The 16839-nt window shown below is 34.9% G+C and carries 16 protein-coding genes; 3 read left to right on the top strand and 13 right to left on the bottom strand.

Going from position 1 to position 16839, the window contains the following annotated elements; genetic code table 11:
• Positions 1-158: 158 nt before the first annotated feature.
• The 3 genes from IGJ90_RS06140 to IGJ90_RS06130 all read right to left on the bottom strand — a co-directional run bounded on the left by IGJ90_RS06140 (position 159) and on the right by IGJ90_RS06130 (position 6749).
• Positions 159-1631 carry a glucosaminidase domain-containing protein gene (locus IGJ90_RS06140; RefSeq protein ID WP_438767758.1) on the bottom strand — a complete coding sequence of 491 codons (1473 nt, stop codon included), beginning with the start codon at positions 1629-1631 and terminating at the stop codon, positions 159-161.
• A gap of 64 nt (positions 1632-1695) precedes the next feature.
• Entirely contained in the window at positions 1696-5781 is a 4086-nt protein-coding gene (locus IGJ90_RS06135) for a SpaA isopeptide-forming pilin-related protein (protein WP_438767756.1), read from the bottom strand.
• 131 nt (positions 5782-5912) lie between these two features.
• Positions 5913-6749 (bottom strand): LysM peptidoglycan-binding domain-containing protein, encoded by an 837-nt coding sequence (locus IGJ90_RS06130; RefSeq protein WP_057086814.1) that lies wholly within the window; start codon positions 6747-6749, stop codon positions 5913-5915.
• 159 nt (positions 6750-6908) lie between these two features.
• On the opposite strand from IGJ90_RS06130, the gene IGJ90_RS06125 reads away from it, so the two are divergent.
• Both IGJ90_RS06125 and IGJ90_RS06120 read left to right on the top strand, forming a co-directional pair.
• A complete protein-coding gene (locus tag IGJ90_RS06125; protein WP_070363741.1) occupies positions 6909-7154 on the top strand; it encodes a hypothetical protein in 246 nt (81 codons plus the stop codon).
• A gap of 63 nt (positions 7155-7217) precedes the next feature.
• The gene (locus IGJ90_RS06120; protein WP_438767753.1) at positions 7218-7640 is read left to right on the top strand and encodes a hypothetical protein; all 423 of its coding nucleotides are present in this window, start codon (positions 7218-7220) and stop codon (positions 7638-7640) included.
• Between the two features lie 88 nt (positions 7641-7728).
• Here IGJ90_RS06120 and IGJ90_RS06115 read toward each other — a convergent pair whose 3' ends face one another.
• From IGJ90_RS06115 to IGJ90_RS06080, 8 genes are all read right to left on the bottom strand, one after another.
• Positions 7729-7947: a hypothetical protein gene (locus tag IGJ90_RS06115; protein ID WP_070363739.1), complete on the bottom strand. Its 219-nt coding sequence runs from the start codon at positions 7945-7947 to the stop codon at positions 7729-7731.
• A gap of 44 nt (positions 7948-7991) precedes the next feature.
• Positions 7992-8195 (bottom strand): hypothetical protein, encoded by a 204-nt coding sequence (locus IGJ90_RS06110; protein ID WP_438767751.1) that lies wholly within the window; start codon positions 8193-8195, stop codon positions 7992-7994.
• Positions 8196-9037: 842 nt separating this feature from the next.
• Complete coding sequence (locus IGJ90_RS06105) at positions 9038-9409, bottom strand: hypothetical protein (protein ID WP_070363735.1); 372 nt, start codon at positions 9407-9409, stop codon at positions 9038-9040.
• Positions 9406-10518 (bottom strand): replication initiator protein A, encoded by a 1113-nt coding sequence (locus tag IGJ90_RS06100; protein ID WP_438767748.1) that lies wholly within the window; start codon positions 10516-10518, stop codon positions 9406-9408. Before IGJ90_RS06100 ends, IGJ90_RS06105 begins: the two co-directional genes overlap by 4 nt.
• Positions 10519-10521: 3 nt before the next feature.
• Positions 10522-10920, bottom strand: coding sequence for a replication initiator protein A (locus tag IGJ90_RS06095; protein WP_070363733.1), 399 nt, complete (start codon positions 10918-10920; stop codon positions 10522-10524).
• A 172-nt stretch (positions 10921-11092) separates the two neighbouring features.
• On the bottom strand, positions 11093-11773 hold the full coding sequence (locus IGJ90_RS06090; RefSeq protein ID WP_002366614.1) for a helix-turn-helix domain-containing protein: 681 nt from the start codon (positions 11771-11773) through the stop codon (positions 11093-11095).
• Positions 11774-12321: 548 nt separating this feature from the next.
• Positions 12322-13680 carry a DEAD/DEAH box helicase gene (locus IGJ90_RS06085; RefSeq protein ID WP_002385937.1) on the bottom strand — a complete coding sequence of 453 codons (1359 nt, stop codon included), beginning with the start codon at positions 13678-13680 and terminating at the stop codon, positions 12322-12324.
• Between the two features lie 53 nt (positions 13681-13733).
• Positions 13734-14915, bottom strand: a complete 1182-nt coding sequence (locus IGJ90_RS06080) for a VanZ family protein (RefSeq protein ID WP_002366613.1) — start codon at positions 14913-14915, stop codon at positions 13734-13736.
• A 55-nt stretch (positions 14916-14970) separates the two neighbouring features.
• Here IGJ90_RS06080 and IGJ90_RS06075 point away from each other — a divergent pair, with 55 nt between their 5' ends.
• On the top strand, positions 14971-15369 hold the full coding sequence (locus tag IGJ90_RS06075) for a hypothetical protein (RefSeq protein WP_002382283.1): 399 nt from the start codon (positions 14971-14973) through the stop codon (positions 15367-15369).
• 60 nt (positions 15370-15429) lie between these two features.
• Here IGJ90_RS06075 and IGJ90_RS06070 read toward each other — a convergent pair whose 3' ends face one another.
• The gene (locus IGJ90_RS06070; protein WP_002366612.1) at positions 15430-15768 is read right to left on the bottom strand and encodes a zinc ribbon domain-containing protein YjdM; all 339 of its coding nucleotides are present in this window, start codon (positions 15766-15768) and stop codon (positions 15430-15432) included.
• Positions 15769-15881: 113 nt separating this feature from the next.
• Positions 15882-16835, bottom strand: coding sequence for a DHH family phosphoesterase (locus tag IGJ90_RS06065; protein ID WP_002357742.1), 954 nt, complete (start codon positions 16833-16835; stop codon positions 15882-15884).
• Positions 16836-16839: the final 4 nt, after the last annotated feature.

Raw genomic sequence — 16839 nt, 5'->3', positions numbered from 1 at the left:
AAATGAAAGATACAAATATATCAAATATTTAAAAATTAACCACATTTTTTATACAACTCCTTAACACAAATAGCTTTATTTCTGAAATTGTTTAACAAGCGGTCAGTTGCTCCCACATATATCATAAAAACAAAAGCAGACAGGTTGTCTGCTTTTGTTTATTTTGGTGTGATATAACTTAATACACTTGTATAATTTGCTGGAATTGTACGAGTAGATACGACGTTTAAGCCTTGTACATTCATTTCTGAAATGTAAATTGAACCATCTTGATTCACTTTTTCAACGAATGCGACATGTCCATACATTGGATCTGCGCCTAACACGCCCGCAGGGAAAGAAACGGCTGTTCCTGCTTGTGGTGTTCGACTCACTTCATACCCTCGAGCTTGGCCAGTCACACTCCAGTCTTTTCCATTTCCCATGGTTAAGTCAATGTGTTTGCCTAATTGAGTGATTCGATTATAGACATATTGCGTACAATTTCCCCACGCATAGCTGTTATACGTATCGTAGTTTTCACCGTTATACGCTGGAAAATCAGATTTTGTCATTTCTACTGTCGCTTTCGGATGATCATACATCGTTAAGTTATAAGTTTCAATTAAGCCGTTTAATTTCTGATTGTATTGACTATCTGTCGCATAACGTCCTGTCAAATACTGAGTGGCTTCTTGATAGGTTTTCGCTTTACTTTTCCAGACGCCTTCATAAAAAGAAGCATTCCCTGCCAACCCTTCTTTTAAGAGTTTCGCATAGTCTTTTAGGCTCTCTTCGTAGCTCTGATATTGTCTAAATGTTGCTTGGGTAGTATAAAGTGTTCCATTGCCTAAATCCTCTTGTGTCGCAAAAGAGACCCCTTTTCCGTTATGTGTGCCTTTAATGCCAAACAAATTATAATTTGGTGCTTTTGATAGTAAACTTTGACCACTAGCAGATTCTAAAATCGCTTGTGCAATCATAACAGAAGCATACAAATCGTTTTCTTGGCCCACTTTTCTAGCTGATTCTCCAATTTTTTGAATAAATTGTTCCACACTTTCATTTTTTTCAAAGTGAATGGTTCCATCTGAAGAAAGCGTACTTTCTGGCACTAACTCTTGAATAGGTGCTGATGGAGCTTGGTGGTATTCTTTAACTTCGTCTACAACGGGTGCTGATGGGGCTTGATTTGTTTCTATAGTAGTAGAAATACTAGATTGATTGGACACACTCGGTTGATTTGTCGGCGTTTCTGTTGGTTTTTGTGGTGTTTGTGTCGTTGTAGAATCCGTTGGCTTAGACTCTTCCACAGGCCGATTTTCTTCTGGTTTTTGTTCAGGTTCTACGGGTGTGGTTTCTGGTTTGCTTGAATCTGGCACCGTAGGCGTTTCTGGCTCTACTGGCTGCTCAGGTGTAGTTGGTTGTTCTTCTGTAGAAGAATTTATTGGTGGAACATCTGTTTCTGGTCGTTCTGATGTATCTATTGTATCTTCTTCAGGTATCTCTGGTTGATTTTCTTCAGTTATTGTTGTAGATTCCGAATTTATCGGTTTATTTGTATCTAGTTCATTTGCTAAAACCGTTGGTGTATAACCAAATACTTGACTTAGTAATAACAAGGCAGACAAAAGTTTACTTGTTTTTTTCACAAGCTTTCCTCCATTTCTCAATCAAGAATCTAGAGACAGCTGATAGAGCTGTCTCTAGTGTTTTTTATTTGCTTTGTTTCATTTTACGACGAACCAAAACGACACTTGCGCATACAAAAAGAAACAGCCCTAATGCTACATATGCAACATTTGCTGTTTCTCCTGTTTTTGGTAATGCTTTTGGTGTTTTGAAGGTAACTGTTTGGTCTTTATTGGCCAAGTTATCTTCTTTACCAACAAGTTTTGTTTTTTCTTTGTCGTAATAAATATAGTGAGTAGCTACCCCTTTTTGACCGTCTTTCATTGTATTTTTCGCAATTGGAATATCTACATGGATCGTTTCATTTTCGGCTTTTGCTGTATACGTTGATTCAACAGTCGTAATCACTTTTTTCGTTTCTGGGTCTACGTATGGAGTAACGATAGTGTACGTGTGGCCAACTTCTGCACCTTTGATTTTCACTTCATCACGTAACGTATTGTCAATTGTTGGGTTCGCTTCTTTCTTACCGTCTACAGTCGCTAAAAGTGTGGTAATTTCCATTGGTTTGCGTTTGTTGACTGCTTTAAGGGAAATGACTTGGCCATTCGTTTCTGGCGTTACTTCAAAGCTCAAATCGTCTGTATTTGGATAGTACCATTTCAAAGGTTTTGTTTCTTTGAATTTGTAGTTCCCTGTTGGTAATTTCTTCACAGCGATTTTTCCGTCTTTATCTGTTTTGTACGTATTTACCACAGTTTCTTTTTTACCGTCTACACGGATCAATTGGAACTCAACGCCTTCAAGAGGTTTGTTTCCTAAATTATCCGTTTTGATTAGCTCTACGTCTGTATACGCTAATTTGTTTTCAATTTCTTTTCGAGCCATTTTCGTCAAGATTTCTTTATTTTCAGCGTATCCGTCCGCAAATACATGAATCGTATGCTCTTTTTCATTCGTAGAAGGTACATATTTAAATCCATATTTGGTTTCGTCCAACACATGGTCATTACCTGCATCAATTTCTTTTAAGTAGAAATTACTTTCTACATTTGGTAATGTTAAGCCTTCAAAAGCTAATTTGCCGTCTTTGACTTTCGCAAAAGCTAATGCTGTGTCGTGAGGTAAAATATCAAAGCCAATTTGAATCCCACCTTCACCAACGAATAAGCCAAAGACTTGGCCATTCTTCGCATTTTCTAGCTCAATCACTGGTTTGCCGTCTTCCCACCCAGTTACAACTTCTTGTTTCTTGTAGCCGTATACGTTGATTTCTTGCAATTGATTTTCAACTTTAACGGTTGTAGAAGCTAATTCAACCAGTTGTCCTTCGTATTTGATTTCAAAAGGAATTGGGTCTTTTAACAGCACAAAACCATTTGGTGCTTCGATTTCTACTGCTTCATATTTACCTAGATATAAGTTTGGATCAGATTCAGTCATTCCTAAATCATTTGTTACTAACTCAAAATCTTTGCCGTCTTTTTGAACATATTCCCCTTTGGCCAAACGAACAGTACCATCAGGCGTTGTGATATCTTCTCTTGCACGGATTTTGAATTTCACACCTGCTAAATCCACTTGGTCATATTGAATTTCCGCATATTTTCCGTACTCACATTCTTTTTCGACAGTAGAAATGCCTTTTTCACCTGTTTTATGGATTTTTACTTGGCCTTTTTGTGGCATATTCTCGAATTTAATCGTAATTACGCCACCTGCATCAGCTTCAGTAACAGAGAAAACAACTGGTTCAGTCGCAAGTAAGTAGCCTTCTGGCGCACGTAACTCACGAATTTCATAACGATCTTTACCGAATGGTAAGCTATCGCTTGTCACCAATTCCCCTTTTTCATTGGTTTTGAATTCGTCACTAATTTCTAATGAGTTTGGTACACGCATAGAAACATAGTCGCCTTTACCGTCATTTGCCCAGCGGTCCCAAATTTTGAACGTTGTATCGCGTAGCGGAATATTTTTTCCTGTTTCTGCGTCAACTTTCACTAAATGTAGACGAGCTTCAATGATTTTATCTTCCAATACCCAGAAGAATTTTTGGTCTTCTTCTGAAATAGTAAATTCAATTGGATCAATCGCTAAATATCCTTCTGGCGTTTTAGTTTCTTCCATGACATAAGAATCGTAAGGCAATGTTTTACCTGTACTTGCTTTACCATTTTTATCCGTTGTCATCACTTTTACAACTTTTCCAGTTGTTTTTGACGTGATAGTGAATTCTGCCCCTTCTAATTGAGGCTTGATATTGTCTGCTTTTCCTGTGATTGTATCAAGGACTTTTTTGACAAGTGGTTTGTCACCAATTTTAACAATTTCCACGCCACCTTTAATGACTTGGTCTTTTAGCGTCATTGTTTTTACTGCGACAGTTTTATCTTGACCTGCATACGCAATGTTTACTGGATATTTTGTTTTATCTAACGTATATCCTTCTGGTGCTTTGATTTCTTGAACATAATAGTCATGCATAATTTGAATGTTTTCAAAAGAACCTGTGACTTTGTCTCCAGATTTTTTCAACGTCACTTCTTTTACTTTTTGACCATTTGTTTCAAATAAACCATACACAGCACCTTCCAACTTAGCAGATCCTTGCGCTTGATTTCCTGTTTCCTTATCTTCTTTGATAAGATCTAAGCGTCCAACTTGCTTTTTGTTTTTGAACGTAACTGTAATTGTTTTATTCGCTTCAACTGTGACTGTTTGTGGTGTTTTATTAAGAACATAACCGTTCGCTGCTTGAATTTCTGGAATGGTTACTGTTGTCCCATGAGGAATATCTTTCAGGTCAGCTTCACCATTAGCGTTAGTTACCACTTCCACATTTCGGCCACCATAAGAAAGTTTGAATTTCGCACCAGAAATAGCTTTTCCTGTGTCTGCGTCCACTTTTTTGATTTTTACATTACCGTTTTTGAGGACATTAATTTTAACATAACCAACAGTCGGGTCACTTGCGCCTGCCGTAGTTACAGATTGAGATCCTGGTTTAACCCAAAAGAATTGACTGCCTGTATAAAATGTATTTCTTAATAAATCAATGTCTCCACTCTTAGAATTTGCATTAGGTGTGATTTCTAACACATTCCCATTTTTCTTAACAGTTGCATTTAAATTATTTTGAACGGTAAAATGTTTTAATACACCATTTGTATCTGTAATTTTTAAAGTATCTCCTACTTTAACAGTATATACACTTTTATGGAAACTTGGTTTTATTCTAAAATTAGCAATATTATTTTCAATTTGTTGTTTATAGTTAGAATAACCTGATAATGTAGTGGATACTGCCCAATTTAATTTTTCCCACATATACATATTAGTAGCAAAAATATATTCACTACTATCTCCTTTTTTCGCTCCAAAGTTCATAATAGTGTTAATGGCTTCTTTTTGTATCGCCGTTATCCCATTAAATGTAGTTTGTTGAGTGAATCCAGCTCCTGGAACAAAAACAACTCCAGGCTCTACACAATACGCTAAATTATTATCAATATACAATGGTTGATAAAACTCTCCCCATACATGCCATGCTCCTTTAGTAGCATCATATCTAGCATAAACAGGATTCCCTTCTGTCCCCACAGCTCGCGTTTTTCGTGTAGCTCTTTCAAAAGGAATTTCAATTACTTTTCCTTCATCATTTTTTACTGACACTCCAAAAGAAGAATCTTTTTTAGCATAGTCTCCGTAAAGATACTGTGCTAAAGAAACGATTTCATCATCCGTTAAGCCTTGTACATCTGTTGGATTTGGTCGTTTAGCTAATTCTTCACCTGTTCGTTCTTGTGTTATTTTCTTACCTTCTTCTGTTGAGTGTTGAACTTGTTGCTCACTAGAAACTTGAGACGAACTGCTTTCTGTTTCAGTTGGACTATCATTACTATTCATACTATTCCCAATCGTTTTATTTAACTCGTTTTGAGAGTTTTGAGTACTATCTGTTACTTCATTAATTTTACTAGAAGAAGTTGTGGATTCTTCCGTAGTAGTTGTTTCAGTATCTTTATTCTCTACTGTAGATACCGACTCTATTGTATTTATACTTTCAGCAACGGCAGTTGCTGAAGGTATAACGTTTGCTCCTAAAATAGTCAACATTGCTAAAATAGTTAACATTTTACTTTTGAACAATTTAAATTTTTTATCCATTAAATTCCCTCCTAAAATAATTATTGCTTGCATTAAATATAGGCGGTGCTCTCAAAAGTTCCATAAAATTCCTCCAAAAAAAAGAAGCAACAATTGTCGTAAAACAATCATTGCTTCCAATCAAATATTTTTTAAATAGCTAATTCATATGTCCAACCAGCTGTACGTCCATCTACATATTTTACTTCCCAAACCACTACTCTGTAATCTCCTTGCCCTTCTTTAGATAATTCTAAAGCTTTTGCCTGACCAGCAGCAGTTGCTTCAGCTTCACTTCCAAATAGCCCACCTGAACCAACTGGAGTCATTGGATCATATTCGTCACTTGGTGTAGAAGGATTTTCCGTATTCCCTCCACCAGGTTGATTTGGTTGTTCTGGCGTAGTTGCTCCACCATTACCTCCATTATCTGGTTGATTAGGTTGTGATGGAGTTGTCGTTCCGCCATTATTTTCTGGTGTAGAAGGCGTTGTTTGTTCGCCTTGGCTGCCATTATCTGGTTGAACTGGCGTTTGTTCTGGTGTACTTGGTGCTGCTTCAACATTTCCAGTTTGTGTGTTATCTGTTACTACATTATTCATTGTTGCTTCTTGTGTAGGTTGGCCTACTGGCTGACTTGGATTTACTTTGTCTTTATCTTGAATCACTGTTTGAGCCACTGTTTCACCTGCGCTGTTTTGCACACTTGCTACATTGCCATCAAAACTCAATTTGTTTCCTGCATAAATTAAATCTACATTTGCAATTTTGTTCATGTCTGCTAATTTTTGCACTGTAATATTTGTCGCTTGGCTAATAGCACTTAGTGTATCTCCCCAAACAATTGTATATTCGTTTCCTTTGATTTCAGCTTTGATTTGTTCTGCTGTACGTGGTGTCCATTCTGCTGCTTCAGCTTTTTCACTATTCATTGCTAACGCAATTCCACCCACTGTTACTCCGATAGCTAATACCTTCAAAATTTTCATGATTTAATTCCTTCTTTCTTTTTAATATTTATTTGTTTTATCTACAAAAATATAGTACCAAACTTAACACCTTTAGTCAATATATTTTTTGTATTTTTTTCATTTTTTGATATACTAAGTTTGCTACCTAAATTCCAACTATTGAAAGGAGTTATTTTCATGAAAATCAATAATTTAACTGATTTCCACAATTGGGCACAAGATAACTTACTTAGTCGTAAACAAGCTGCCAAAATCACTGGTCAAAGCTATGAAGCCTTTTCTCGAGCGCTACAACAAAATAGAATAAAACCATTCCTAGAAATAGGCGACGAACCAGGTCCTTCTATCATCAGACTATATTTGAAAAAAGATATTGAAAAATACGCAAAACAGCTCAAAGAAAAAAGACAGAAACGGCAATAAGTCGTTTTCTGTCTTGAACTTACAACTAAAACAATAATAAATAATTTTTACAACGGAGGTTCTATGAATAAGAAATACATTGTTGCTATTGGTTCAATCTTACTGATTGTACTTACTATTATTGCTTTTACTGTATCTAACAAAACAGAAACACAGTCACAAAATACTGTTCAATCAACTACTACAAGCCAATCTAGTGAGCTTGCCGTTTATCCTTCATTAAATAGCTTAAGAGAAAAATATGGACAAGATTTAATCGATCTTGGTTCTTCTCAAATCACTACTGTCTTGTTTGAAAAGAAAAACGTAGCTTTTATCACTTCTGAAAAAGAAAATGATATTGAATTTCCACTTACCGTAACTGATAAAGCAAAAAATCTTTTTTCAATTTCTAGTATCAAACATACCCCTAATAATTTAAAAATAGGTGATACTTTTGGTCTTGCAAAAATAAATAAACAATACTTTGCCTACTCACTTGAATAACAAGAGAACAATTTCTCTTGTTATTTTTATCACATAATTATTTTATAAAAACGCTTCGAAAATTTCAACATTTTTCAATAACATTTTTTTATTTAATACATAAAAAATAACTAACAAGACTCTTTTCTTCCTTGTTATATTGATACATACGTCTTATATTAAAAAAATATTTTGATATTGCTATCAATACATGAACTGGTAGTTTAACTAACTCAGCACATTCTTCAATAGTCATTAAGCGATTTTTTCTTTTTTTTAATCGTTGTTCAAGCTGTTTTTCTATTTCAGAAATTTTTTCTTTACTCATCTTTTCAATAAACTCCTTTTTCTTTATTTTTTCAAAAAAATGAATTATTTCTGATAACGAACATATTTTATTGCATGTTTAAAACAAACAAATACTTGACCTGTTCTCTCATTGTCTTTAATCTGTTCTAAAAACAATTCATATTTTGTTACTCTAATTAGTATTCCTTCTAACTTTTTTGCATCTGTAGTAATTACAACCACACGTTTTTTTAACAATTGATTTAAATAATTCGTTTGCTTTTTCATACAAAAATCCTTTCATTTTAAATACTCGATAAAAACGAATGAAATAAAAACTAGCCTCTTTTGTTTATTAGTTTTAACTTACTTGCTAGTATTTATATTTAACAGATTTTCTTTCGCAGGGTTTCTAGCGTCAGCAACCCCAAACTCTAAAAAAGTGCCTTTGCTCCCTTGAAAAACGAGCGGACGATTGTACTCGTCATCATATATTTTTCATACTAACTGATCCACGCAAATAACCTTTTTTTGTTCTGTGCCACACCCATCAATACGTATCGCTTGAGATTCACCATACTTTTTTAGGTGGTTTATCCTTCCTAAGTCCCTGTTAGACACGCTGATTAACTTAGAAAGTCCTGTTTGTATCCAATTTTCAAAGATCTCCCAAAAGAAATAAGTAGGTTTACGTGTATCGCTTCTGTTCAAAGTACCTATTTGTACTTGAGTATTTCTACTCCCCTAGTTCAAGGGATTCCTTCCACCAGCTAGCTTTTCCTTTCATCATCAAATGTTCCTTAAAAGCATTTACGTTTCGTGTCCGTGTGCTTACTTATCCTTTTTTCGATAGCGATTATCCGCTCGCTACTTGCTCATTTATTCCTTGTTTGTTAGCTCAATAAAAACTAACAAACAAAAAAGGCTAGTTTCTTTCCGTTTTATTTTTTCAATTGTCGATAAATAATTAGTAATTTGATTCCAAATTCTAAAACCACTGCTCCAAGCAAAACGACAGGAAAAACAATTGGTGCAAGCAAGTAAAATCGGATGTTCTTCATCATGTCTTCCCTCTTTCTTTTTGTATGTGCGAGTGTTGTTTTTGCCGTTCAATGCTTCGGTACTCTTTTTTATTCGGCATTTTGTTTGGACCATTTTTGCTTTTCTTGCTTTTTGAATGCTTTATACGCTTTTCGTGCCTGCTTTAATAGGTCTTGTCGGCGTTTCATTCGTGAGAAAACAATATTTGAAACCATCAAATTCTGGTTCGAACAACCACGATTCGCAATAATTTTCCCATCAAAATAAATAGCTTTCACTTGAGAAAAAAACAGTTGGAAATCTTGCTTTGTTGCTAATTTTTTTGTCAAAATCACTGTGCTTTTCCCTGTTGAATCAATAATGACCCTTCGAGCAATCCGATTCGATAACTTCCAACGTTGTCGATTAAACAATGTTACTTCACAACAAATATAACGTAAGTGATTAGGAGACATTTTCATATATCCAATTCCTCCAACCAATTATGGATTGAAATTTCAGGTAATTGCGCTAGTCCATAGATTTGATCCTCTAAATCTTCACGACTACATGAGCGTTTTGCTTGTAGTAATAAATATTCTGCTTGATCTGATAATTTCGTTGCCAGTGGATCGATATTTAATTCTCGTGCACAGCATTCCCAGAAATTCAGCAAAGCTTTAAAATAAAATCCTTTTCGATTTTGAATGGCTTTTCCTTCATGTCGAGCAATTTTTTCATTTTGAATACAACGTTGATACATGTGAGTTAAATCTTCCGCAAATGTTTCTCCTAGAATTCGATACTCTTCACTACCAATTCCATGCCTTTTGTTATAATTTTGCTGTCGTTTCTCTATAATTCGCTTGCTATCATAAATCATGTTTAACTGCTCTTTTGCTTCCCGCCATTCTTCCGAACTACGAACAATCCAAACTAAAACATCTTCTGGAACAAATGTGCTTTCGCTATAACGAGCAATAAACTCTTTTTGCCAATTATCTGCTATTTCAACGGAACTAGTAGTATCGATTGTTGTATCTATATTTTCTGTATCTAGATAGTTAAAGGAATTATTAAATAATTGTGCAGAATTTGCACATGGTTTTTTCGCGTCAAAATGACAGGAGTTTTCTGTATTATCAACATTTTTTCTCTCTTCTTGTTCTTGTGCAAAATCTGCACTAGGCAATTCCTCTACATCCAGTGAATACACATCATTTTCTGTCGTATCTAATTCGCCTAGATACAAACGAGCCTTGTTTCTTTTGCCAGTTTGTTTATCAAATCCTCTATCTTCAATTTCTAATAGCTCATATTTTTTCAATTCCTCTTTAATTGTATTCACTGAACGTCTAGAACAATTCACTGCCTTTGCTAGTTCTTGTTCTGTAAATTCAAAATAGATGAATCCTTGTTCATCTATTTGATTTCTTTGAATGGCAAAATCTAACCGTGATCGAAAAATCATATAAGCAATTTTCGCTTTGTCAGATAATGACCGATATTTTTCACTCGTAATAAATACTTTTGGAAATTGATAATACAACTCATTGTATTTACGTGTTGCAGTAAATTTCTTTGTAGCCATCTTTTACACCTCATCTTGTCCATGAATTAAGAAAGAATTTTGGTATTGATAGCTATGAACATCTTCTATTGTAGCAATCAATTCTTTTAGATAAATTCGACCGAATTCAATTGTTAGTAAGTCATAATCTTCTAATTCATTTTTGATTTCTTCAATTTCTTCTTCAGATACATTGAGTAAAATTGCTAATTCTTGATTCGTATAAGAAATATAGACCTGTTTTTTTTCATCAATTCGTTTTTCAATTAATGCTTCTTCTAAATATTCATTCAATAAACTATACGCATATTTTGCTTGTGCAGACATTGAATAATATTTTGACGATTTTATAAAAAGTAATTTAGGCATATGAAAAGTTGCTTGTGCTAACACATCTGTTGCTTTAAATTTATTTTTTAACATATTTCTTCCTCCTAGTAAGACACGCAAAAAAGCTCTGTATAAATCAATTTACACAGAGCTTTTTTTATTGTTGTTATTTAATTTTTTGAAGGAGTTTTTTAGATTAGAACATTCTAATTTTTAAAATATGTTTCGGGTAAAAACTAGACACTTACGTAGGAATCTTTCCTTACTAAGCTGTTTCAAACAACGTTTGCTCTAAATAAGGCAAAATTTGTTCATTTATTTGATACCCTTTTCCCCAAGAGGTTGTAATAATCTCTTCATTCATACCTGCATCACTAAATTTTTGTTTCACTCGTTTACATACGAAAGACAGCTGCGATTTTGTAGAAGCATCTGGTTCTTTCTGCCAAAGCAAGCGACAAATTTGATCACGATCCAACCCTTCGTGGGCATGCTGATACAAGATTTTTAAAAAGCGTTGCTCGTTTTTTGTAAAGCGAATCTTTTTTATTTGGTCATCAAGTAGCTCGGCTGTGACTTCGGCAAAACTTTGATCGACAGTGTCAATTTTTTCACGAATATCTTCCAATGAATCTTTGAGGCCTAACCACCGGATAATACCTCTTTCCTGCCAAATCTCCGCTTCACGTTTATTACACATCGATTGTGAACGTCGATAAATCGGCTTCTCTAACGATGAAAGACTTCCTAATAATCTCAAGCAATCGTTCTGAGAAAGTGTTTCGCTTAATACAATTGCATCAAAATAATTAAAAAAAGTTAACTCATGTTCTATAGTTTCTTCAAAGCAGTTCGTACAAAAGACTTCATAATTTAAATGTTGTAATTGCTGCTGAAATGTTTGCTCAACTAAAATGTTCTTTGTTAATACCAAAATCCTTCTCATTTCTTCTTTCCTCCTAAAACTTCTCTCTGCTACCAATAACTAAACGCACCAACCAAACTACGTTACCAAATCGCGTGTTTCCTCCAGCGATTGATTAATAAACACTTTTTTATCTTCATCTCTCTTCGCTCCTTTATTCTTTATTTTGGTGGTTATTTATATTATATTAGAAAATGAATTTTTTTGTGTGTAAAATTTTTTTATCCTCCGTAAAAAAAAATGAATTTCCTTTAATATCAACTAATAAAGCTGATTTTTTAACAAAAAAAGTGCCGAAACTTCCTACTTTTTGCTAAAACTCGCCAAAAAATCTGTAATTTTATTATTTTTTTCTCGAGAAAACATCAAAATGTTGGTTCTAAACACCAACATTTTGATGTTTTTAACAAAAATCTTTACAATTAATTGGTAAATTTCTCTACTTTTAGCAATAGTCACTTTAAAAAAAGAGTTATTTTAAAAGTGACTTAAATATTTATCATATAAAAAAGTAAGGGACGAGAATCTTCACGATTCTCGTCCCTTACTTTAAATAATCCACAACAATGTTAGTTAGAAGAATTCTTTTTTGCTTTTCTAGCAGAACGATCTTTTTGACGACGTTCAATTTTACGTTTTTTCTTATTGCTGTCTTCAATTGCCCAATTAATTTTTTTCTTGTATCCTGGTTTAATTTTTTTCTTTTTCTTTTTCACTAAACCAATTAACGTTGGGTCTAATTCTTCTCGAGATTTTTCTCGTTTTGTTCGACGATTGCGATCATACGTCTCTACAATCTCACCATTTTTAATTTCTTTTGGTTTGAAAGAAACACCTAACTGCTCAATCTGAGTAATCGCTTCATCATCCGCTGGTGAATATAATGTTATGGCAGTTCCATTCAATCCATTACGTCCTGTGCGGCCAACCCGATGGATAAAGAAGTCCAATTCATGTGGAACTTCTGCATTGATGACATGTGAAACCCCTTCAATATCAATCCCACGTGCGGCTAAATCAGTAGCTACCACATATTGGTAGTCAAGATTTTGAACTTGACGCATCACACGTTTTCTTTCGCGTGGTGTAATGTCTCCATGAATTTTGGCAACTTTTAGGCCCTGATCTTTTAAGTAATCGGTGATTTCATCAACTCTTTGTTTAGTATTTGCAAAAACAATCGCTAAATAAGGATGCCCGATAGTCAATAATTGATAAATTATTTGATTGCTGTTTTTTCCTTTGGTGGAAATCAACCAATTGTCAATTGTTTCTGAAATAACTGCTTTTGGTTTGATATGTTCAATCACTGGATTTTCTAAATATTTTTTTAAAAATGGTCGTAATTTTTCTGGAATGGTTGCAGAAAAAACGAGCATTTGTAATTTTTCTGGCAAACGACCAGCAATTTGATCGACTTCTGCTAAAAAGCCCATATCTAATGTCATGTCTGCTTCATCGACAACAAAGGCAAAAGCCGTATGCACTTTCAAGGCTTGTTCATTCATCATATCTAAAATCCGCCCTGGTGTACCAATCACCACATGAGGTTGTTGATGCTTTAATTTATTTAATTGACGTTGTTTATCTGTTCCGCCAACAAAATTTGACACTCGAATTTCTGGTTGACTAAAACGAGCCAATTGCTGCGCTTCTTGATAAATTTGATTGGCTAATTCACGACTAGGCGCAGTAATCACAATTTGTACTTCGTCGATAGTTGGCTTAACTTTATCCATTAATGGAAGTAAAAAAGTATGCGTCTTTCCACTTCCTGTTTGCGATTGTCCAATGACACTTTTCCCTTTCTTAATGATTGGGATTAATTTTTCTTGGACTTCTGTTGGTTCTTCAAACCCTTTTTCTGCGAGTGCTTCGTTGATAAAAGGTTGAAATTGAAATTGTTTAAATGAAGGCACTTGCCTCACCTCTTCTCGTTAAATTCTTTATGCACTTTGGCATTATAACACAAAAACAACTTTTACTCACCTGCTGATTCCTTTGTTTTCGCAACTTCTAATGTACTGACTGTATAAGTGTGGCTGGCTTTTTCATAAAACAAACGCCGTTTTTTACGAATCAAGGTTAACAAAACGTTGATCAAAAATAGTAAATATAAAATTAAACAGAACAAATACAGAAGCAACGACACCATTTGCAACATCCGATTAGAAGAATTCAATAAATCAGTGGCATTAGCTAGATAAATACTAATTAAACCATACACAAAATACAAATAACCGTAGCGAACAAACAAGGCTTTTAAACGAATTTTTTCATGTCCTGTTTCAACCACCCGAATGCGAACAACTTTTTTCCCTAACGTTTGACCATTTGTCAGTTTCATCATGACGATAAAGACCGCAAACACCATGATAAAGAACCACATCCGATCTGAAAAAATCGGATAATTGGTTGCCCAATTTTTATAAGCTGGAATGAAATTTAGTCCAAAAACGAGCAGGCCTTGCACAAAGCCAATCACCAACCAATCAATCCCCCATGCAAAGAAACGTCTCAACAGGCTAACTGTCTGCCCTTTTTCATAAGAGGTGGCATCAATTTCTTCTCGTGTTGGCAATAAAAAGGTAAAGAGTGGCGTCAACCAATAACCGACCATGCCTCCGACGGTATTATTAATTAAATCATTGACATCCGCCAAGCGATACGAACGTGGATAAATAAAATAAAGGCCAGATAACTGTGTTAATTCAAAAAATAATGACAATAAAAAACTCGCAAGAACTGTTTTTAAAAATGAACATTTGAAATAATACCGTAAATACACACCAAAAGGTAAAACTAATAAAACATTAAACAGTGGTTCTAAAACGGCATGCTGTTTTAATGCTGGCAAATACGTACTAGGATCTTTGAGCGAAAAAACAGTTTCGTTTAAAATCCCTGAAATAAAATGAAAAGGCCGCAGTTCCATTGTCGGTCCTGTGTATTGAGCCACTTCTGCCCGAGATGGCAACGGTAAAATTACCAAGAAATAGGCACATAATAAATAAAAAACAAATGAATACAAAATCATTGCTCGTGTCCAAACAAAGGAACCATATTTGCGGTATTCATAGATTAATAATACCCCAGAAATAAAAAATGCTAGAAACGGGAAAATAATGATTGCCCATTTAATTGGTTCGCTATATACTGCCATAAAAATTCCTCCAAGATAAACAATTTCAAGTATGAATGCCTCAATAACACTATACTTGTTTCTAAAAAAATGTACCAACAATAAATTTTATTTTGCAAATCCTCTCCTTTGCAGTATCATTAAGAAAAAGGAGGACGTTCTCATGTTACAGCCATATTTTGCGTTTGGAGTGCCGCTATTTTTACTTGTGCTCTACTTACTCTTTGCACTGATTCACCGTCAAACAACGATTCATTATTTACGGTTTATTTTGTTACTTATTTCAACATTTCTCATGGTTTTTAGTTTCCAAGTATTGCAAGAATCATGGACCATCAACCCTGAAACGTTAAAAGATGCCGCTTATTCTCCGCAATGGTTATGGATTCCTTTAGGTATCGGGTTAATCCTCACACTTTACAACGCTTGGCACGGCCTTCGTACAATGATAAAATACAAGACCGATAAACATTAGTAAGAGTCTAGGACGATGGTTGTGTCCTAGACTCTTACTGTCTCATCATTCAAATGAAATTTAAATTTTCTTAACAAACTCTGATTTTAACTTCATTGGACCAAAGCCATCTACCTTACAATCGATGTTATGATCACCTTCCACTAAACGAATGTTTTTTACTTTTGTGCCTTGTTTAATTGCGCCACTGGCACCTTTAACTTTCAAATCTTTGATTACAGTAACACTGTCACCATCCGCTAAAAGATTGCCATTTGAATCCTTGACTACTAAGCCTTCTTCTGCAACTTCTTCTGTTGGTGACCATTCATGACCGCATTCTGGACAAATAAATAATCCGCGATCTTCATAGGCATATGCCGACCCACATTCAGGGCAGTTTGGTAATTGCTCTGTCATTAACGTTCTCCTTTGTAAAAAATAATTCTTTTTCATTTTACCTTATTTTCTAGTGAATGAAAAGTAGTCCTAATGATTTATCAACGTCCGATAACTACTTTCTAATTACTTATTTATTTTTGAGCCCACTCTTGGCAAGCTGCTTGGATTTCTTGGTAAATCACTTCAATTTCAGCTGCATCACGGGCATTAGCGCCACTTGCCAAAGGATGGCCGCCGCCATGATGTTTTTTAGCAATTGTATTAATGATTGGCCCTTTGGAACGTAATCGAACGCGATAATAACCTTCCGGCTGTTCAACAAAGATTGCCCATGAGAGAACATCTTCAATTTTTCCTGGCATTGAAACAATGGCTGCCGTTTCAGAATCGACAATATCATAACTGTTTAAAATACTTTGTGGTAAAACGACACGAGCAGCGCCATTTGCGTCGATTTCTAAATTTTGATAAATATAACCCGCTAATTTAGCAACCTTTAAAGGCATTTGGTCTAACTCACGATTTAAGTCTGCGGCATTAAAGTTAAACGTACGCAATTGCGCAGCGACAGCGAGTGTATGCGCCGAAGTGGAAGGATAAAGAAAACGTCCTGTATCCCCCACAATCCCAGCATACAATAAACGAGCTGCATTATCTGTCATCGTTAATTCTGCTAAATGCTGTTGCCAAAAATCAACAATAATTTCACTACAACTACTTGCATTTGTATTCACCCAAACTAAATCTCCATAGGGTTCATCATTCGGATGATGATCGATTTTAATTAATTGATCGCCTAAAGAAAAACGCGCATCACTAATTCGTGGAGCATTTGCAGTATCTGTTACAATGACTAATGCACCTCGATAGACATCGTCAGTAATGACATCCATTTCAGCTAAAAACTCTAAGCCTTCCACTGGTCCGCCTACTTGATAAATATTTTTTTCAGGAAAGCTCGCTCTTAAGAGTTCTGCTAACCCAACCTGTGAGCCAATCGCATCTGGGTCGGGCCTTTGATGTCTATGAATAATAATTGTTTCATATTGTTTAATTGCTGCCATAATTTCTTTTACTACGTCCATTCTT

This window comes from Enterococcus sp. AZ129, assembly GCF_051714505.1.
Lineage (GTDB): Bacteria > Bacillota > Bacilli > Lactobacillales > Enterococcaceae > Enterococcus > Enterococcus faecalis.
The sequence above is the reverse complement of the archived record's forward strand: the minus strand, read 5'-3'. Positions and strand labels throughout refer to the sequence as shown.